We start from the raw sequence: 16926 nt of genomic DNA, 5'->3' as shown, positions 1-16926 counted from the left end.
CCGGCGCCGCCGCGACAGCCGTGTCGCCGCTGGCCGAGCGCGTCGAGGCGATCCTGCTGATCGTCGACGAGCCGATCGGTGTCGTCGCCCTGGCCGCCGCCGTGCACGCGCCCGTTCCGGCAGTACGGCAGGTGCTCGGGCAGCTGGCAGACGACTACGACGGGCGCGGCGCCGGGCCGCGCCGCGGCTTCGAGCTGCGCGAGGTCGGGGGTGGCTGGCGGCTGTACGTGCGCGATGACCACGACGATCTCGTCGCGGACTTCATCGGCGGGCAGGCGCCGGCTCGGCTCTCCCAGGCCGCGCTCGAGACCCTCGCCGTCATCGCGTACAAGCAGCCCGTGACGCGCGGCCAGGTGGCGTCCATCCGCGCCGTCAACGTCGACTCGGTGGTGCGCACCCTGCTCGCGCGCGGGCTCATCACCGAGCTGTTCGCCGACTCCGAGACCGGCGCGATCAACTACGGCACCACCGACCAGCTGCTGCAGCACCTCGGCATCAACTCGATCGACGATCTGCCGCCCATCTCGCCGCTGCTCGACGACGGCGCCGACGGATTCGAAGAGGGAATCATCCGATGAGCACAGACCGGCCCCCCATGGACCAGCCAGAGGGCATCCGGCTGCAGAAGGCGCTCGCGAACGCCGGGGTGGCGTCGCGCCGCGTCGTCGAGCAGTACATCGTCGAGGGGCGCATCCGTGTCAACGGCAGGACGATCACCGAGCTCGGCACCCGCATCGACCCCGAGACCGACCTCGTCGACGTCGACGGCACCGCCGTCCAGCTCGACGTCTCGAAGCGCTACGTCATGCTGAACAAGCCCACGGGCGTGGTCAGCACCATGCGCGACGAGAACGGCCGACCCGACCTGCGCCGCTTCACGAAGGAGTGGCCCGAGCGGCTGTACAACGTCGGGCGACTGGATGCCGAGACGAGCGGCCTGCTGATCCTCACCAACGACGGCGAGCTCGCCCACGTGCTCGCGCACCCGTCGTTCGGAGTCACGAAGGTGTACATCGCGAAGGTGTCCGGGGCGGTCACCGCGCAGACCATCGCCACGCTCACCCGGGGGATCGAGCTCGACGACGGACCGATCAAGGCCGACAAAGCCCGGCTCCTCGACGTGTCGCGCGGGTCGAGCCTGGTCGAGCTCACGCTGCACTCTGGACGCAACCGGATCGTCCGGCGCATGATGGCGGCGGTGGGGCATCCGGTCGACGAGCTCGTGCGCCGCCAGTTCGGCCCGCTGCACCTGGGAACTCTCCCGGTCGGCAAGGCGCGCGAGCTGACTAAAATCGAACGAGGCGCACTTCTGACCCTGTCGCGCCAGGATTCCCCGGCGCCCGCTGCCGCTGAGCAGCGCCGAGCGCACGACAGCCCTCAGGAGAACGAGTGAGCGATTCCCACAGCGTGCGCGCGTCGCAGAACGCCGCGCGGCTCTCGGGGACGGTGCGCGTCGTCGGGGCGGGCCTTCTCGGCTCCAGCATCGGGCATGCCCTCAGCGCCAAGGGCGTCGACGTCGTGCTCGCCGACGCCTCGCCGTCGCAGCTGCGTCTCGCGATCGACTACGGCGCCGGCCGAGCCGCGCGCGACGACGACGCGCCGCGACTGATCGTCGTCGCCGTGCCGCCGGATGTCACCGCCGATGTCATCGAGGCCGAGCTCCGCGCGCATCCGGACGCCGTCGTCACCGACGTCGCCAGCGTGAAGCTCGAGCCTTTCGAAGAGCTGCGCCGTCGCGGCATCGACCTCACCCGCTACATCGGCTCGCACCCGCTCGCCGGTCGCGAGCGCGGGGGAGCGATCTCCGCGCGCGCCGACCTGTTCATCGGACGCCCGTGGGTGGTCTGCCGCGATGACGAGACCCGCGCCGCCGATCTCGCCCTCGTCGAGGCTCTCGCCCTCGACGTCGGCGCGATGCCGCTGGAGATGACCCCCGAGGAGCACGACCGCTCGGTCGCGCTCACCTCGCACGTGCCGCAGGTGGTCGCGAGCCTGCTCGCCGGCCGTCTGGCCGAGGCCGAGGAGGGCTCGCTGCGCCTGGCCGGCCAGGGGGTGCGCGACACGACACGCATCGCCGCGTCGGCCCCCGAGCTGTGGGTGCAGATCCTGGGCGCGAACGCCGCGCCCGTCGTCGAGCTGCTCGACGCGCTGGCCGTCGACCTCAAGGAGGTCGCCGACGCGCTTCGCGAGCCGGATGCGCCGGGGGCCCGGCGCACGGTGGCGGATGCCATCCGCCAGGGCAACGAGGGTGTCGAGCGCCTGCCGGGCAAGCACGGCCAGAACCGGCACTTCGAGACCATGGTCGTCATGGTCGACGACACCCCCGGTCAGCTGGGACGCCTGTTCGGCGAGCTGGGCGAGCTGGGCGTGAACGTGGAGGACCTGCGCCTGGAGCACTCTCCGGGCGCGCAGTTCGGTCTCGCCGAGATCAGCGTGGCACCGGCCGCGCTGCGGGGCGCGATCGAGGGGCTGGAAAAGCGCGGCTGGCGGATTGCGGGGAACACCAATGACTGACGCTTCGAAGTTCATCGCGATCGACGGACCGGCCGGCTCCGGCAAGTCCAGCGTCTCGAAGGAGATCGCGCGTCGCGAGGGCTATGGCTACCTCGACACCGGTGCCGCATACCGCGCGCTGGCGTGGTACGTGCTCGACCGTGGCGACGACACGGCCGATGCCGACGCGGTCCGCGCCGCGGCATCCGACTTCCCCTTCTCGCAGGGACTCGACCCCGACGACCGGATCGTGCGCGTCGGCGACGCCGACGTGACCGCGGCCATCCGCGAGCCGCGGGTGTCGAGCGCGGTCAGCGGTGTCGCCCGGGTGCCCGAGATCCGGGTGCAGGTGAACGAGATGTTCCGCCGCATCGTCGCCGAGTCCGACTACCCGGCCGTGATCGTCGAAGGACGAGACATCACCACCGTCGTGGCGCCGGACGCGCCTGTGCGGATCCTGCTCACCGCGGCGCCGGAGGTACGCGCCGCCCGGCGCGCCGGCGAGCTCGCGGGCGAGAATGCCGCCGCTGTCGCGGACGCGCTGCACAAGCGCGACGCGTCCGACAGCGCCGTCGTCGACTTCCTCAACGCCGCGGAGGGCGTTGACGTGGTCGACTCCACCGAACTTGATTTCGCGCAGACCATCGACGCCGTGCTCGCGGTGATCGCCCAGCGGCGCGACGCTGACAGAGGAGCTTGAACATGGCCGATGAAGAGTACACCGGCGCCCCCGACGATCTCGCCGAGAAGATGGCCTCGCTCGACGAGGACTTCGCCGAGCAGCGCGCCACCGCGATGCGCGCATCGCTCAGCGACTACGAGCTCGAAGAAGACGACGCCGCGCTGCTGGAGGGCGTCGCCCTCGGCGAGGACGGCATCGAGTACTCGCCCGCCCTGCCCGTGGTGGCGATCGTGGGCCGCCCGAACGTCGGCAAGTCGGCGCTGGTGAACCGCATCCTCGGCCGCCGTGAAGCGGTCGTCGAAGACACCCCCGGCGTCACGCGTGATCGCGTGACCTACAAGGCCGAGTGGAGCGATCGTCGATTCTCGCTCGTCGACACGGGCGGCTGGGAGCCGGATGCCAAGGGCATCGACCGCTCGGTCGCAGCGCAGGCAGAGGTCGCGATCGACCTCGCCGACATGGTGCTGTTCGTCGTCGACGCGAAGGTCGGCGCCACCTCTACCGACGAGCACGTGGTCAAGCTGCTGCGCAAGAGCGGCAAGCCGGTCTTCCTCGTCGCGAACAAGATCGACGACGCACGCCAGGAGCCCGAGGCGGCGCCGTTGTGGAACCTGGGTCTCGGCGAGCCGCATCCCGTCTCGGCCATCCACGGCCGCGGCGTGGCCGACCTGCTCGACCTCGTCATCGCGAAGCTGCCCGAGGTGTCGGCCGTCGCGAAGGCGGAGATCGGCGGTCCGCGCCGCGTCGCGATCATCGGCCGTCCGAACGTTGGCAAGTCGTCGCTGCTGAACAAGGCGGCCGGCGAGGAGCGCGTGGTCGTGAACGACCTGGCGGGCACCACCCGCGACCCGGTCGACGAGATCGTCGAGCTGGGCGGCAAGATGTGGCGTCTGGTCGACACCGCGGGCATCCGTCGCCGTGTGCACCTGCAGCAGGGTGCCGACTTCTATGCGTCGCTGCGCACGTCGGCCGCGCTCGAGAAGGCCGAGGTCGCCGTCGTCGTGCTCGACGTGTCGCAGCCGATCAGCGTGCAGGACCTGAACATCATCGACATGGTGCTGGAATCGGGCCGTGCGCTCGTGCTGGCGTTCAACAAGTGGGACCGTCTGTCGGACGACGACATGGAGAACGCCGACCGGCGCCGCTACCTCGAGCGCGAGATCGAGCAGGACCTCGCGCACGTGGCCTGGGCTCCGCGGGTGAACATCTCGGCGAAGACCGGTCGTCACCTCGACAAGCTCGTGCCCGCCCTGGAGCAGGCGCTCGAGAACTGGGACCGCCGCATCCCGACCGGCAAGTTCAACGCGTTCATCACCGAGCTCGTCGCCGCCCATCCGCACCCGCTGCGCGGAGGCAAGCAGCCGCGCATCCTGTTCGGCACCCAGGCGTCGACGCGTCCGCCGACGTTCGTGCTCTTCACGACCGGATTCCTCGACCCCGGCTACCGCCGCTTCGTGCAGCGGCGCCTGCGCGAGCTGTACGAGTTCGAGGGCACGCCGATCGTCATCAACATGCGCGTGCGGGAGCGTCGCCAGCGCTGACCGATTGGCTCTCCGCGCGTCTGCGGCGGGATAATGGCGTCGGATGCCGCAACACCGCGGCGTCCGATGCACCGCCCACGAGGCCCGCGCGATGGAGACTGCGATGACGCACACCCTGCCCCTGCCCGATTTCACCCACGAGCGCGTGGAGGTGATCACCGGTCAGCGCAGCGGGCTGTTCATCGCCGTGGCGCTGCACTCGTCTGTGCTCGGCTCCGCCCTGGGCGGCGCGCGGCTGTGGACCTATCCGCACTGGAGCGATGCGCTCGGCGACGCGCTGCGACTGTCGGCGGCGATGACGCTGAAGAACGCGGCGGCGGGTCTGGATGCCGGGGGCGGCAAGTCCGTGATCGGGCTCGCGCCCGGTGACACGCTCGACGCCGACCGTCGTCGTGACGCCTTCCTCGACCTCGGCGACGCCGTCGAGGTGATGGGCGGGCTGTACCGCACGGCGGAGGATGTCGGCTCGACCACCGACGACATGCTCACCGTCAGCGAGCGCACGCAGCACGTGGTCGGGCTGCCGTCGACCGTGGGCGGCTCGGGTGAGCCGGCGGGCCCCACCAGCCTCGGCGTGTACGCGTCTCTGCAGGCCGTGCTCGAGCGGGTCACCGGCTCGGCGGAGGCCGCGGGCCGTCGCATCACGATCTCGGGTCTCGGACAGGTCGGTGGTCGACTGGCCTCCCGCCTCGCCGAGCAGGGAGCGCAGCTGACGGTGACCGACATCAACCCCGCCCGCCGGGCGCTCGCCGAGGAGATCGGGGCCACCTGGGTCGAGCCCGGCACCGAGCACCTGATCGCCGGCGACGTGTTCGTGCCGGCAGGCATCGGCGGTGTGCTCACCGACGAGGTCATCGACGCGCTCCAGGTGAAGGCCGTGTGCGGTCCCGCGAACAACCCGCTCGCCGATCGGTCGGGTGCCGACCGTCTCGCGCAGCGCGGTGTGCTGTACGCGCCGGACTTCGTCGTGAACGCCGGTGGCGTCATCTACCTCGACCTCGAGGCGAAGCGCATCGGATCGAGCGAGGAGATCATGCAGCGCGTGGCCGGGATCGGGGACACCGTGCGCCGGATCCTCGACGACGCCGAGGCCCGGGGTGTGACGCCGCTGCTCGCCGCCGAGGAGCTCGCCGCGTCACGGCTGCGGGCAGGGGCCGCGGTCGCCGCACGCTGATCTTCTCGGCGTCCGTCGTGCCGGTGGCGTCGCGGCATGAAAAGCTGGGGGAGTGACGATCGTTCCCCCGGCCCCCGATGAGCCGCGTCGCCCGCACGGGCCGCAGGACCCGGGAGACGCGTGGGTCGTCGCCGAGACGGGGGAGAAGTACTGGGGCCGCTACGGCGCGGCTGGGGTTCTCGCCGTCGACCCGTCGCGCGGCGTGCTGCTGCAGCACCGGGTGGGATGGAGTCACTTCGGCGGCACCTGGGGGATCCCCGGTGGGGCGCTGCACCGGGACGAGACGGCGCTCGACGGTGCTCTGCGGGAAGCGCAGGAGGAGGCCGGCATCCCCGACGGCGCACTGCACGCACGGTTCGCGCGGGTGCTCGACCTGCGGATCTGGTCGTACACCACGGTCGTCGCCGATGTGCTCGCTCCGTTCGATCCGGTCATCAGCGATCCCGAGAGCCTCGCCCTGGAGTGGGTTGCGGTCGACGAGGTCGATCAGCGGCCGCTGCACCCGGGGTTCGCGGCATCGTGGCCGCTGCTGCGCTCGCTGCTGACCGTGCATCCGGCGGTGGTGGTCGACGCGGCGAACGTCGTCGGCTCGGTGCCGGACGGCTGGTGGAAGGATCGCGCGGGTGCCGCCTCGCGGCTGCACGCGCGGCTGTCGGCCTGGGCCGCCGCCGGGGTGGAGGCCGACGAGCTAAGCCTCGAAGCCGATCGCTGGTTCCCCCCGGTGTCGATGGTCGTGGAGGGCGCCGCCCGCGACATCCCGGATGCCCGCCACCAGACGCACGGCGCCCGCGTCGCCATCGTCCGCGCCGAGGGTGCCGGTGACGATGCGATCGTCGCGGAGGCCCGCCGCCTCGGCGTCGATGGAGCCGAGGTGATCGCGGTGACCAGCGACCGAGGACTCGCCGCGCGGCTCGACGATGTCGGCGCGCGGGTCGAGCCGGCCGGCTGGCTGCTGCGCCAGATGGATGCCCGCCCCTGACCCGACGACAGCTGATCAGAACGGCGGCTGCTGCGCCAGATGGATGCGCGCCCCCACCCGACCGCAGCTGATCAGAACGGCGCCTGCTCCGGAGGACCGCCCGGTCCGGGTGAGTCCGACGGATCGCCCCGCTCGCGTGAGTCCGGCGGACCCGGTGGCTCGACCGAGGGCACGAACATCACCCGACGGTTCGGCCTGTCGCGATAGCGCCGCCCGTTCGGGCTGACCCATTCGACCGAGCGGTCGGGAAGCTGGCGGGCGTACCACCGATGACTGTCGGGGATGTCAGGGTGCTTGAGCGGGTGATGTCTGGCGCAGAAGTGCGCGAGGTTGTCGATGTGGGTCTTTCCGCCCAGCGCCCAGTCGTCGTTGTGATCGATCTCGCACCGGTGGATCGGAGCACGGCATCCGGGGAATCGGCAGTGCTGATCCCGCGCCCGCAGGAACCGGCGCATCTGCTCGGTTGGCGTGTAGGTGTCGGTCTCGACGACCATGCCGGCGGGGTCGAGGAACAGCCTCGTCCAACCCGTGCCGAGACCGCAGAGCGAGCGGGCGACGGCCGGGTCCAGCGGCCCGCATCCGTCGAGTTCGGCGGGGAGATCGTCCTCTCCGACGAGGGTCGTGGCGGCGACCGTGACCTGGATCGTGGCGTGGATGCTCTCGAGCCCCGTTCCGTGTGCCTCGGTGGGGATCGACGCGAGCAGCAGGTCGGTGAACAGGTCGGTGCGCAGCTGATCCATCGTCCTCGTGTCGGCAGGGACGTGGGTGATGCAGGGGCTGTCATCGTGAAGCCTCGGGTCGAGGGGCGGCTCGAACGGATCGGCCGTGAAGGTGTGCGATCCGAAGATCGCGCCCTCTGTCAGGTCGCCGTCGGCATCCGGTCTGCGGCCGTCCAGCGGCATCAGGGTCTCGGGGTCGAGCCCGACGTCCTCCGGCTCCGACGGGCCGAGGTCAGGGTCGCGGTCCTCAGGGTGCTTCTGCATGTGCCGGGCCATCCTGGTGAGCCGGTCGAGAATGGCGACTCCCAGATGCTCGGGGAGGACAGCCTGAAGCAGCACGAGCCCGTCGCCGATCGAGCGCACCGTGACCGTGCGCTCGGCCGCAGCGCGCTCATGCTGCTCGACGATCGTCGACCCTGCCAGCGCTGCGGCGATGCGGCGCGCCTGTGCCCGGGTGCGCGCCGCGGTGTCGTTCTCGGCTGTCTCGAGGGCGGCAGCCTCGTAGAGCAGCAGGGTGCCGGCCTCGACCGCACCGGTCTCGATCGCCTCGCGCACCGGCCCGGCTTCGCGCAGGATCTCGCGCACGTGGTGAGGGGTGATGCGCCCTGCGGCGAACGATGCACGCACCGTCTCGAACTCCGTCGCCAGCAGATGAGCGTCGGTGAACGCGAACGTCATCGAACCCTGCGCGACACGGCCTGCGGCGGCGTACTCGGCCATCATCGACCGCTCGATGGCATCCCGGTGCTGCGGTGCGGCCGACACCTCTTCCTGCCACAGCTCCCACCGACGAGCGAGCAGGTCCGACGCCTCGGCCTGCAGCGCCGCGATCTCACGCTGCTTCACCGCCCACTCGTCGAGCAGCGCGATGCGCCGTTCGATGAGAGCCTGCATCTCGTTCGCCATGAGTTCAGAGTAGAACATACGTACGACATTCGGGCGGCGTGCAGCCCGCCTGTGGACAACTCGGCGAGTCAGTCGTCGTGCGGATCGCGACCGCGCAGCCGGTCGATCTCACGCCGCTCGCGCTTGGTCGGCCGGCCCGCTCCGCGGTCGCGCACGGCGAGCATGGCCGACGGCTCACGCGGGGGAGTGCGGTCTTCGTACGCCGTCACCGCGACCGGAGCGCCGACGCGCTTCGACAGGGTCTGCTTGACGATGAGTATGCGGTCGAATCCCGACATCCGCACTCTCACCTCGTCGCCGGGCTTGACGGTCTGCGCGGCCTTGGTGCGCTCGCCGCCGACGCGCACGTGTCCGGCACGGCAGGCGGTGGTGGCGGCGGAGCGGGTCTTGTAGATGCGGATCGCCCACAGCCAGCTGTCGACCCGTACGGGCTTCATGGCATCCATCATCCGTCCTTCTCCGATCGCAGGGTGCGGATCACACCGGCGATGATCAGCCCCTGCCCGAGGGTGTAAGTGAGCATCACGGCGGGGCTGGTCCAGGCCGGCATCGCGTCGGGGAGGAAGAGGCGGAAGGCGAGGATCGAATCGCTGGCGAGGAAGAGCGCGCCACCTGTGGTGATGACCGCGTTGCCGCGGGCGGAGGTCGCGGCCGTGCCGGCGAGCACCAGGCCGTACGCCGCCGCGGCGATGAACAGGCCGCCGACGTGCGGACCGACGACGGCCAGCATCCCGATCCACCAGGCGGCGTAGAGCAGCGCCCACCGCGGCAGTCGGCGGATCGAGGCGAATCGCAGGAAGACGACGATGTAGACGACGTGCGCGAGGCCGAAGAAGAGCAGCATGAGCGGCAGCTCGGGGCCTCCGGGGAAGAACGCGCCAGCGCCGTCGCCGAGCCACGAGAGCAGCAGCGCGGTCAGCAGAAGCGCGACGGTGACGCGCGGACGCAGCCGCGGGGCTGCGGCGGCCACGGGCAGCGCGAGCAGCGGCATGAGCGTCAGCTTCGTCGGTGCCGCGAGTGGACTCTGTGTCGCCAGTGCGATGACGTGGATGATAGCCAGAACGACGTACGGCGTCCAGACGGCGATGTCGAGCGGACGGATGCTGCGAGGCATCCAACCATCGTATTCAGCGGTCAGCCCTCGACGGTGACCTCGCCGATGGTGCCGTCGAGCCCGAGATGCACGGCCGGCCAGTAACCATCGGGAAAGTGCCGCCCGCAGGAGTCGGTGAAGTGCAGCACGGTCGCGTCATCGGTGATCTCGAGGGTGTCGAGCACGAGATCGTCGGATCCCGTCTCCAGCTCGTCCGGCGAGGGCTCGCCGTCGCTGAAGTGAGTGATGATCGCATCGGATGCCCGGCGGCGGATGCCCTCGAGGTCGGCCACGACCGCGTGGACGCGAGGGATGAGGCTGCCCACCTGGTCGACGTCGGCCCCGTCGATCATCAGCTCGAGTTCGCGGCCGTCGATCGTCAGCGCGCCCGAATACCAGTCGTGCGTGACGACGTCGCCATCGTCGAGCGTCGTCTCGGCGCGGGAGAGGGTGCCGAGTTGCGGGTCTTCGATGGCCGCGTGCTGGGTGCTCATGCGGTTACCGTAGCGCCGAAGTGGCCGGCGATCAGTCGGCCAGACCGCGCGTCACGAGTACTCGTCCTGCGGTCAGCGTCGGACCGAGCTCGAATCCGGCCGCGAGGAAGGTGGAGACGGTGCCGTGGTAGAGGTCGTTCGACCAGTGCGAGCCGGTGGAGGTGTCGACCGGGTACGCCTCGAGCAGGCGTGCGCCGGACTCGTGCGCGTAGTCGAGAGCGGATGCCAGGAGTCGGCCGTTCAGACCATTCCCGCGGTGCTCACTGCGGGCCACGAAGCAGGTCACCGCCCAGACGGAGTCGTCGTCGAGGGGTTCGGCGGTCGCCGCGGCGATGGCCCGGGTGTGCAGGATGCGCTGCTGCAGGGTGCGTGGTCCGACGCGGATCCATCCGGCAGCCTCATCGTCGACGTAGGCGATGAGGCCAGGGGGAGGGCCGGCCGCGACCTCGGCATGGAGCATGTCGCGTCGCTCTTCGAGTGTCGTCGTCTGCCAGACGCTGTTGCGCACGACGGGCCAGATGCACTGGCAGCTGCGCCCGTCGCCGCCGCCCGAGAATGCACGCTGAACGTCATCCCAGCGGGGGATCGTCGCAGGTTCGATGGTGATCGTCGCCATGTCGGCACGCTACGCGGGGGCGCGGACATCGGCAACGCCTCGCGTCGGCGCGCGGTGCGCCACGCCCGGCGGTGCCGGTTCGCGGTGGCCGAATCCGTCGGCTACGATAGTGGAGTTGCCCGCGCGAAAGCGCGGACTGCCACGGGCTGTGGCGCAGCTTGGTAGCGCACTTGACTGGGGGTCAAGGGGTCGCAGGTTCAAATCCTGTCAGCCCGACGTAAACGTAAACGTAGCGAAGAGGGCCGGATCCGCCAGGATCCGGCCCTCTCGTCACGCCTGCTCGCGCACGTGGAGCGGTGCTCACGTTGCTCTACTATGGCCCGATGCGAATGCTCTTCACGTCGAACGGCATAGCCAACGACGCCATTCACGAAGCGCTCGTCGATCTGCTCGACAAGCCCCTGGCCGAGTCCCGCGTCATCGTCGTGATCGACGGCATCCTCGGCTTTCCGGGTGACAACTCCACGCTCGTCGAGCACCTCGCGAGCCTGCGCTCGCTGGGGTGGGCCGAGTTCGATGTGGCATCGCTCTTCGCCGGTCCGCCGGCCCTCGTCGAATCGCGCCTGCGCTCGGCGGATGCGATCATCGGGTACGGCGGCAGCAATCTGTGGGCGGCACACGCCTGGCAGGCGACGGGGTTGGCGCCGGTGCTCGCGGAGCTGCTGCACGAGAAGGTGTACATCGGGTGGAGCGCCGGGTCGATGATCTTCGCCCGCCGACTGCATCGCTGGCCCGCCGACTTCGATGATCAAGAGGAACTCGAGCTGTTCGGGCTCAAGACGGTCGCACCTGCCGTTGCGCTGTTCGACTGGTTCTTCGCCGGGCACCTGGGCGCGGACTGGACGCCCGACGATGCAGAGGAGCGGTTCGCGCGAGGCGCTGACCGCTCGAACCAGGAGGTCTGGTTCGTCGACGATGACACCGCGCTCCTCATTCGCGATCCGGCACAGGAGCCGACCGTCATCTCGTCTGGCCGGTGGCGGCGATACGGCGTCGATGGTTCACTCGTCGCGGCCCGGTGACCTCAGATCGACCGAGCCACCGGGCCCGGTCGCGCGCGGGATGCGGACGACGCCGTGAGAGGCGGCGTTATCCCATGGCGGCGTCACGCACTGCGGCCCGCTCGCGTCGCGGCAGAGCCTCGCGAGCTCGTGCGTTCACCTCCCCGCTCAGCTCACGCAGGAGCGCTCGATGCTCGGGCGACGTCTCGGCGAGCGCGGCGAGGCACTTCTGAAGACGGATGAGGACTTCGACGAACCCGGCGCCGTCTCGGGCGAGAGGCCGGAAGGCGTCGGTGAGGAGGTCGCGCGCCCGCGCGCGTGGCATCCAGACGCGATCGTGGTCGATCTGCGAGGCCTCATCAGTGTCGGTCGTGAACGCCGTGCTGAAGACTCGCTGCAGGGCGGCAGTCACCTCGATCGCGGTGCCGGGGTCGTTGGTTCCCGGTGACAGAGCGCGGCTGCCGATCTCGGCGAGGGCGATGACGCCCAGGCGAGGGTCCTGGTCGTAGTCGCGGTGGCGTCCGAGAGTGAACGCGGCCGGAAGCTGTTCGCGCAGCGACTGCGTGGGTGGCACGCTCACATGCACCAGGGGATGCAGCGTGTCGGCGATCGTGCCGGGTGTCGCTGCGACGTAGATTTCGCAGTCGTGCTCCTGCGCGAGCGCGTCGAGTCGTGCGACGTCGATCGCGAGCACGTAACGAGCGTCGGTGACGGCGACGGGGAAACCGGCTGCAGGCATGCGAGTGAGCTCGCGGGCGCCGAGCGTCGGGCGGCGCATGTGCGAGGTCAGCGCGGAGGTCGCAGCATCCTCCACCCGATCGATGACGTCGGCCATCCGCCCGAATCGGGCGAGGTGACCGATCCAGCGCAACAGGGTGATCACGATGACGCCGATGACCACCAGCGTGCCGAAGAACAGGATGGTGCGACCCTGTTCGGTGTAGTACCCCGTGGACAGGGCGATGATGCCGACGAGAGCGAACACGAACGCGCCAGTGAACGTCGAGAGCGCCGTCTGCGAGGTCGGATCGGCGATGAGCAGCTTGGTTGACCGGGGTGTGGCGATCGTCGTCGCCGACGAGTACGCCGTCACCATCGCGGTGATGGAGAAGGTCGTCGCGGTGAGCATGGCGGTCGCGATGATCTGCAGAATCGAGTCGACCGAGTTCTGGCCGAGCTGCACCGTCACTTCGAACGGGATCCAGGCGCCGACGACTCCGGCCGCCAACGCGAACAGCACTGCGACGACGGTGAACCCGATCGCCCTGGCCCAGACGGTGCGCAGCGCGCGCTGCAGGTGAACCAGAAGACTCCCGCCAGAGGTGCTCGTCATGCGCCTCATTCAACACGGTCGGACGCACCGTTGTGACCGCGCCGCACCGCGGTGTCGTCAGCTGACCAGCAGCGCGTCCCTACAACGAGACAGAAGCTCGTGAAGACGCGCGCGCTCCACCGGCTCGACATCCGCGGTCATCAGCTGAACAACCGAGGAGACTTCCTCATGCGCGCGGGCGAGAAGCGGCTCCGCGGCGGCGTTCAGAACCACGCTCCGCTCTCGCCGGGGTCCTGGATCGGTCGAACGCGTCACCAGCCCGCGCTTCTCCAGACCCTGCAGAAGCACGTTCATCGACTGGCGGGAGACGAACGCCCGTCGGGCGAGCTCGGAACCGGTGATGCCCGGAGTGGTCTGCAGTGCGGTCAAGCACGCGTACTGCGGCACGCTTAGCGAGAGCGGGCGAAGCCGGTCATCCATCCGCTGATTCAACAGCGACTGCGTCTCCTTGATCAGCACGCCCAGCGCCTCCGGGCTTCGGTCAGATGCATCCATGTCAACAGTTTGACACACGACTGCTCAAAGTGTCAGCATATTGACACCCAAGCATCGAGCAGAACAGGAGCTCACTCATGGAAGCCACCACCGCCGGACCCGATTTCGTCTCGTTCCAGGTACGAGATCGAGCGACCTCCGCGAAGTTCTACCAGGACCTCGTCGGACTCACCCCGCTCCCGGGTTCGAACCCCGCCGCGACCGTGTTCTCCGCGGGAGATGTCGCGTTCGCTGTCCGTGACCCGTTCCCGGGTGTGGATCTCGATGCGATCCCCGAACTCGGCGCAGGCATCGGCGTCTGGTTCTACAGTGCCGACGCGGCGGGCGTGCACGCACGACTGGTCGATGCGGGAGTCGAGGTCGTGCAGGAGCCGATCGAGGGGCCGTTCGGCCTGCAGTTCTCCTTTCGTGATCCCGACGGCTATGTCATCACCGTTCACGCCGGCGGCTGAGTACGGTGAGGTGAGCACCCGTCAGGGCGTCACCAGCACCGAGATCACGTTGCCGGCGGGGTCCTTGAACCATGCGATCTCCGGGCCCGACGCGCCGTCCGGTCCCATCCGTGCGATTCCCTTCTCGTCGGTGCCGAAGTCGGGGTCGGTATAGATCTTGGTGACCACATCGCGGGCGTTCAGAGCATCGACGGCGGCATCGATGTCGGCCACCTCGAAGTTCAGAACGGTGTACGTCGCCGGCACATGGTCCGGCTTGTCGTACACGAGGATCGAGCCGCCCTGCGGCAGACCGATCTCGAGGAAGCCCATCGGGTTGCTCGAGACCGGCATGCCGAGCGTCTCGCCGTAGAACGTGCGGGCGACGTCGAGATCATCGACGCTGAAGCCGCTGAAGACCCGCTCCGGGTCGAATGCGCTCATGAGGCAATGGTGCGCTCGCCGCCGGCGCATTTCCACTGCTTCTGCGACCGTTCCGCGCCGCCGACGGCATCAGACCCGATCCACCGCCGACCGGTCGTCGACCCGCGTCTTCCGGAGGCTCGCGACCGTCGCCACCGCGATCGTGCCCGCGATGAACAGCAGCGACAGCCAGATCGGGATCTCGGGGATCACCGTGATCGGCTCGCCGCCGTTGATGAAGGGCAGCTCGTTCTTGTGCAGCGCGTGGATCAGCAGCTTCACTCCGATGAACGCGAGGATCACGGCCAGGCCCTGGGCGAGGTACACGAGTCGCTCGAGCAGGCCGCCGATCAGGAAGAAGAGCTGTCGCAGCCCCATCAGGGCGAACACGTTGGCGGTGAAGACGAGGTACGCCTCCTCGGTCAGCCCGTAGATCGCGGGGATGGAGTCGACGGCGAAGATGAGGTCGACGAAGCCGATGGCGACGATGGTCAGCAGCATCGGCGTCACCCACCGGCGGCCGTCCTTGCGCACGGTCAGCTTGTCTTCGTGGTACTCGTCCGTCACCGGCAGATGCTTGCGGACGAAGCGCATGAACCTGCCGTCGACGACGTTCGAGTCGCCGTGCGAGAACGCCTGGTGCCAGGCGAGCACGAGCAGCAGTGCTCCGAAGAGGTAGAAGACCCAGGTGAAGTTCTCGATCAGCGCGGCGCCGATCGCGATGAACACGCCGCGCAGGATGAGCGCGATCACGATGCCGATCATCAGCACCTTCTGCTGATAGATCTTCGGCACGGCGAAGCTCGACATCACGATGAGGAACACGAAGAGGTTGTCGATGGACAGCGCCTTCTCGGTCAGGTAGCCGGCGAAGTACTCACCGCCGAAAGTCCAGCCCGAGACCACTCCGACTCCGACGCCGAACAACAGCGCGAGAGCGATGTAGAACGCCGACCACCGGGCCGACTCGGCGATGGTCGGCTCGTGCGGCTTTCGCACATGCGTGAAGAACTCGTAGACGAAGAACGCGACGGTCACCGCGACCGTGACGATCCAGACGAGGGGCGTGACTTCCAAAGGGGTCTCCTGACCTGAGGCGAACGGATGACGCCAAGGTCTTCTCCGTGCCCGAATCGGGAACCGGTGGACCGGGATGCGACGTGCATCCGTGGTGACGAGCCACCGCGCGGGAGTACTCCCCTTGTGATGACAAGTGTAATCGCTGTCGCAATGCATCTTGAATGCGCTCCTCACACGCTGGGATCGTCGCCTCCGAGACGACAGCGAAGTTCGACAAGAGGAGTGTCAATGCAGATCTCACGACGCGGGTTCGCGGCGAGCGCGGCAAGGTCGGCGCGCACAGCCTGAAGTGGCAGCACGCGCCCGGCGGCGTGCTCACCATCAAAGAGCCGCTGCGGTATCAGGCCAGCCGCTACACCGCGGGCATGGACCAGGCGATGAACCGGGTGCGCTTCATCGCGCCGCGGCGTTCGGGCACCCTGTTCATCGACCAGGTGGTGCTGAACACCGAGATACGCCCCGATCACCCGACTCCCGACCGCCAGGCCCCCTTCGTGCAGCCCGAGATCGTCGAGGCCGACAACCGCCACTGGCTCGACCTGATGCGCTTCGACGACGACCTCGCCGCGGCATCCTTCCCGCCTGCCGAAGGGCTCGGCGATCTCGCCGGCATCCGCGCTGCGCTGCTGAAGTCGGCGACGGTCGCCGCCGACGTGACCGCCGCCGGGCTGGCGAAGGCGAAGGAACAGGTCGACGAGCTCGGCGTCCCGGCACGGGCTTCGGATGCCCCTGTCGGTCCGGGCTCGTACATCAACGGCTACCAGTCGGCGATCCTCCCTGCTGAGATCCGCGCCGACGTGATGACCCTCGCATCGGCGGTGGCGCTGCGCGCGTACGGCACGCGGATGCGCGCGATCGCCGCCGCCTCGGCGAAGGCGCGCAGCGCCGGGGCCGCGGCGTCGGCAGAGTTCGACGAGCTCTACCTGCGCATGTACGCCCACCTCGAAGACCAGGGATTCGCGAAGGGCAGCGCGCAGGGCACGATCCATCACATCGGCTACCAGTACCGCGAGGCAGCCGACTCGTTCCTTGTCGTGCAGCCGCTGCTCGCCGAAGCCGGGCTGTGGCGGCGCGCCATGGACAACCTCGCCTGGTTCGTCGGGCTGGGCCGGCTCACGCACGACTTCAGCGACCCGGCCGAGTACGGCGGCATCATTGATGTGCAGAACACCCTGCTGAAGCCGATGGCGATCTGCGCCGTCGGCGCCGAGACCGACGACGAGAAGTGCCGGCTGCTGGCCGCCCTCACCCGCTTCACCGAGCGCTCGCTGCGCACCTCGGGGCGGTGGTCGTGCGACGCAGACGACGTTACGGTGACGCTCGCGGGCGACACGACGAGGGTCGCCGTGACCTGCCGCGACGGCGCCTCGCGCGATCTCACCATGACCGCCATCGGGTGAGAGCCGGCGCAGGTACTTCGTAGGGATGCGGTGAACCGCGGCGACGCGCTCGGGCCGGCGTCGGTG

At 69.4% G+C, this 16926-nt stretch carries 19 protein-coding genes and 1 tRNA gene; 11 read left to right on the top strand and 9 right to left on the bottom strand.

Features of this window, described 5'->3' with window-relative positions; all coding sequences use genetic code 11:
- Positions 1-20 precede the first annotated feature (20 nt).
- From scpB to V2S05_RS05420, 7 genes are all read left to right on the top strand, one after another.
- Entirely contained in the window at positions 21-578 is a 558-nt protein-coding gene (gene scpB / locus V2S05_RS05450; RefSeq protein WP_413635244.1) for an SMC-Scp complex subunit ScpB, read from the top strand.
- A gap of 17 nt (positions 579-595) precedes the next feature.
- A complete protein-coding gene (locus tag V2S05_RS05445; protein ID WP_413634308.1) occupies positions 596-1393 on the top strand; it encodes a pseudouridine synthase in 798 nt (265 codons plus the stop codon).
- A complete protein-coding gene (locus V2S05_RS05440) occupies positions 1390-2514 on the top strand; it encodes a prephenate dehydrogenase (RefSeq protein ID WP_413634307.1) in 1125 nt (374 codons plus the stop codon). The genes V2S05_RS05445 and V2S05_RS05440 overlap by 4 nt, the downstream gene beginning before the upstream one ends.
- A complete protein-coding gene (cmk, locus tag V2S05_RS05435; RefSeq protein WP_413634306.1) occupies positions 2507-3193 on the top strand; it encodes a (d)CMP kinase in 687 nt (228 codons plus the stop codon). Before V2S05_RS05440 ends, cmk begins: the two co-directional genes overlap by 8 nt.
- A gap of 2 nt (positions 3194-3195) precedes the next feature.
- Positions 3196-4716, top strand: coding sequence for a ribosome biogenesis GTPase Der (gene der, locus V2S05_RS05430; RefSeq protein ID WP_413634305.1), 1521 nt, complete (start codon positions 3196-3198; stop codon positions 4714-4716).
- A 103-nt stretch (positions 4717-4819) separates the two neighbouring features.
- Positions 4820-5890 carry a Glu/Leu/Phe/Val dehydrogenase dimerization domain-containing protein gene (locus V2S05_RS05425; RefSeq protein WP_413634304.1) on the top strand — a complete coding sequence of 357 codons (1071 nt, stop codon included), beginning with the start codon at positions 4820-4822 and terminating at the stop codon, positions 5888-5890.
- Positions 5891-5942: 52 nt separating this feature from the next.
- Positions 5943-6869: an NUDIX domain-containing protein gene (locus tag V2S05_RS05420; protein WP_413634303.1), complete on the top strand. Its 927-nt coding sequence runs from the start codon at positions 5943-5945 to the stop codon at positions 6867-6869.
- A 71-nt stretch (positions 6870-6940) separates the two neighbouring features.
- Here V2S05_RS05420 and V2S05_RS05415 read toward each other — a convergent pair whose 3' ends face one another.
- From V2S05_RS05415 to V2S05_RS05395, 5 genes are all read right to left on the bottom strand, one after another.
- Positions 6941-8494 (bottom strand): HNH endonuclease, encoded by a 1554-nt coding sequence (locus tag V2S05_RS05415; protein ID WP_413634302.1) that lies wholly within the window; start codon positions 8492-8494, stop codon positions 6941-6943.
- A gap of 68 nt (positions 8495-8562) precedes the next feature.
- Positions 8563-8943 carry an RNA-binding S4 domain-containing protein gene (locus V2S05_RS05410; RefSeq protein ID WP_413634301.1) on the bottom strand — a complete coding sequence of 127 codons (381 nt, stop codon included), beginning with the start codon at positions 8941-8943 and terminating at the stop codon, positions 8563-8565.
- Entirely contained in the window at positions 8940-9608 is a 669-nt protein-coding gene (locus V2S05_RS05405) for a lysoplasmalogenase family protein (protein ID WP_413634300.1), read from the bottom strand. The genes V2S05_RS05410 and V2S05_RS05405 overlap by 4 nt, the downstream gene beginning before the upstream one ends.
- Positions 9609-9628: 20 nt before the next feature.
- Positions 9629-10081, bottom strand: a complete 453-nt coding sequence (locus V2S05_RS05400) for a hypothetical protein (protein ID WP_413634298.1) — start codon at positions 10079-10081, stop codon at positions 9629-9631.
- Positions 10082-10112: 31 nt separating this feature from the next.
- Positions 10113-10697, bottom strand: a complete 585-nt coding sequence (locus V2S05_RS05395) for an N-acetyltransferase family protein (RefSeq protein WP_413634297.1) — start codon at positions 10695-10697, stop codon at positions 10113-10115.
- Positions 10698-10839: 142 nt separating this feature from the next.
- Here V2S05_RS05395 and V2S05_RS05390 point away from each other — a divergent pair.
- Both V2S05_RS05390 and V2S05_RS05385 read left to right on the top strand, forming a co-directional pair.
- Positions 10840-10913: transfer RNA gene (locus V2S05_RS05390), tRNA-Pro, on the top strand.
- A gap of 107 nt (positions 10914-11020) precedes the next feature.
- Positions 11021-11719: a Type 1 glutamine amidotransferase-like domain-containing protein gene (locus V2S05_RS05385; RefSeq protein ID WP_413634296.1), complete on the top strand. Its 699-nt coding sequence runs from the start codon at positions 11021-11023 to the stop codon at positions 11717-11719.
- Positions 11720-11786: 67 nt separating this feature from the next.
- On the opposite strand, the gene V2S05_RS05380 is transcribed toward V2S05_RS05385, so the two are convergent.
- Together V2S05_RS05380 and V2S05_RS05375 are read right to left on the bottom strand one after the other, a co-directional pair.
- Positions 11787-13031 (bottom strand): DUF2254 domain-containing protein, encoded by a 1245-nt coding sequence (locus V2S05_RS05380; protein ID WP_413634294.1) that lies wholly within the window; start codon positions 13029-13031, stop codon positions 11787-11789.
- Positions 13032-13088: 57 nt separating this feature from the next.
- Positions 13089-13526 (bottom strand): MarR family winged helix-turn-helix transcriptional regulator, encoded by a 438-nt coding sequence (locus tag V2S05_RS05375; RefSeq protein ID WP_413634293.1) that lies wholly within the window; start codon positions 13524-13526, stop codon positions 13089-13091.
- A 77-nt stretch (positions 13527-13603) separates the two neighbouring features.
- On the opposite strand from V2S05_RS05375, the gene V2S05_RS05370 reads away from it, so the two are divergent.
- Entirely contained in the window at positions 13604-13978 is a 375-nt protein-coding gene (locus V2S05_RS05370; RefSeq protein WP_413634292.1) for a VOC family protein, read from the top strand.
- 21 nt (positions 13979-13999) lie between these two features.
- Here V2S05_RS05370 and V2S05_RS05365 read toward each other — a convergent pair whose 3' ends face one another.
- On the bottom strand, positions 14000-14401 hold the full coding sequence (locus V2S05_RS05365; protein WP_413634291.1) for a VOC family protein: 402 nt from the start codon (positions 14399-14401) through the stop codon (positions 14000-14002).
- A 69-nt stretch (positions 14402-14470) separates the two neighbouring features.
- Positions 14471-15457: a TerC family protein gene (locus tag V2S05_RS05360; protein WP_413634290.1), complete on the bottom strand. Its 987-nt coding sequence runs from the start codon at positions 15455-15457 to the stop codon at positions 14471-14473.
- Between the two features lie 164 nt (positions 15458-15621).
- On the opposite strand from V2S05_RS05360, the gene V2S05_RS05355 reads away from it, so the two are divergent.
- Positions 15622-16860: a chondroitinase family polysaccharide lyase gene (locus tag V2S05_RS05355; RefSeq protein ID WP_413634289.1), complete on the top strand. Its 1239-nt coding sequence runs from the start codon at positions 15622-15624 to the stop codon at positions 16858-16860.
- Positions 16861-16926: the final 66 nt, after the last annotated feature.

Source organism: Microbacterium sp. OR16 (assembly GCF_047306725.1).
In the GTDB taxonomy this organism is placed as follows: Bacteria; Actinomycetota; Actinomycetes; order Actinomycetales; family Microbacteriaceae; genus Microbacterium.
This window is presented reverse-complemented; position numbering and strand designations above follow the sequence as displayed.

What these genes read in the sequence shown, in the direction of transcription:
- V2S05_RS05415 (WP_413634302.1), bottom strand. Translation starts at nt 8,494, where the DNA reads ATGGCGAACGAGATGCAGGCTCTCATCGAACGGCGCATCGCGCTGCTC.
- V2S05_RS05385 (WP_413634296.1), top strand. Translation starts at nt 11,021, where the DNA reads ATGCGAATGCTCTTCACGTCGAACGGCATAGCCAACGACGCCATTCAC.
- V2S05_RS05445 (WP_413634308.1), top strand. Translation starts at nt 596, where the DNA reads ATGGACCAGCCAGAGGGCATCCGGCTGCAGAAGGCGCTCGCGAACGCC.
- V2S05_RS05400 (WP_413634298.1), bottom strand. Translation starts at nt 10,081, where the DNA reads ATGAGCACCCAGCACGCGGCCATCGAAGACCCGCAACTCGGCACCCTC.
- cmk (WP_413634306.1), top strand. Translation starts at nt 2,507, where the DNA reads ATGACTGACGCTTCGAAGTTCATCGCGATCGACGGACCGGCCGGCTCC.
- V2S05_RS05395 (WP_413634297.1), bottom strand. Translation starts at nt 10,697, where the DNA reads ATGGCGACGATCACCATCGAACCTGCGACGATCCCCCGCTGGGATGAC.
- V2S05_RS05405 (WP_413634300.1), bottom strand. Translation starts at nt 9,608, where the DNA reads ATGCCTCGCAGCATCCGTCCGCTCGACATCGCCGTCTGGACGCCGTAC.
- V2S05_RS05380 (WP_413634294.1), bottom strand. Translation starts at nt 13,031, where the DNA reads ATGACGAGCACCTCTGGCGGGAGTCTTCTGGTTCACCTGCAGCGCGCG.
- V2S05_RS05410 (WP_413634301.1), bottom strand. Translation starts at nt 8,943, where the DNA reads ATGATGGATGCCATGAAGCCCGTACGGGTCGACAGCTGGCTGTGGGCG.
- der (WP_413634305.1), top strand. Translation starts at nt 3,196, where the DNA reads ATGGCCGATGAAGAGTACACCGGCGCCCCCGACGATCTCGCCGAGAAG.
- V2S05_RS05370 (WP_413634292.1), top strand. Translation starts at nt 13,604, where the DNA reads ATGGAAGCCACCACCGCCGGACCCGATTTCGTCTCGTTCCAGGTACGA.
- V2S05_RS05365 (WP_413634291.1), bottom strand. Translation starts at nt 14,401, where the DNA reads ATGAGCGCATTCGACCCGGAGCGGGTCTTCAGCGGCTTCAGCGTCGAT.
- V2S05_RS05375 (WP_413634293.1), bottom strand. Translation starts at nt 13,526, where the DNA reads ATGGATGCATCTGACCGAAGCCCGGAGGCGCTGGGCGTGCTGATCAAG.
- V2S05_RS05425 (WP_413634304.1), top strand. Translation starts at nt 4,820, where the DNA reads ATGACGCACACCCTGCCCCTGCCCGATTTCACCCACGAGCGCGTGGAG.
- V2S05_RS05355 (WP_413634289.1), top strand. Translation starts at nt 15,622, where the DNA reads ATGCGCTCCTCACACGCTGGGATCGTCGCCTCCGAGACGACAGCGAAG.